Genomic DNA, 592 nt, shown 5'->3' with positions numbered 1-592 from the left:
GTTTTTGTCAAACGTCCACCAACACGGATCAACCATTGAGAAGGATTTTTCATATCAACGGTAAAATTATCAGCATCTTCAATGGTATTAAACATCAAATGTTGATAGGCAATTTGTGCTTGTGGCTCAAATGTTAAACCTTCCATTCCAGCTGCAAACTCTTTGCCAACAGTGGTGGAGATACTCAACATTTTGGCGTTTTTCAATTTTGCGGTTTTGCCAATGATAGCATTGCCGATATCTCCCTTTATTATCCCATAGGACAAGAGTGTATCCATATAGAAACCATTGTCATGCTGCACGCTGCCATAAGCTGTTAGTGACCATTTATCCAATGTGCTCTTACTTACATCATTCATATCTTTTGGAGTGAAAGACAGCCGCCCATAGGTGCCTACAAGACCGAAATGTGTTGTGGTATTTTGTCCTTCTAATGCCGCGAATGCAACACCGGCTTGTAGAGCAGCATAGCGGATATCAGCACCATAACCATATTTGAGAGGTCCACGTTCAGAAGATAAGGTTCCTGTGTTTCCGTAAGTATAGAGGAAGAAACCGGTTTGTTTTTCCTCTTCTTTTCCTAAGACAGATG

1 protein-coding gene is annotated in these 592 nt (G+C 41.0%); it reads right to left on the bottom strand.

Annotation, left to right across the window (positions count from 1 at the left end; all coding sequences use genetic code 11):
- A partial coding sequence (locus tag ACFINR_RS09580) for an autotransporter domain-containing protein (RefSeq protein WP_375654252.1) occupies positions 1-592 on the bottom strand: 592 nt, incomplete at both ends.

The organism is Bartonella sp. AP19HLJMH (assembly GCF_042196245.1).
Taxonomy (GTDB): domain Bacteria; phylum Pseudomonadota; class Alphaproteobacteria; order Rhizobiales; family Rhizobiaceae; genus Bartonella.
This window is presented reverse-complemented; position numbering and strand designations above follow the sequence as displayed.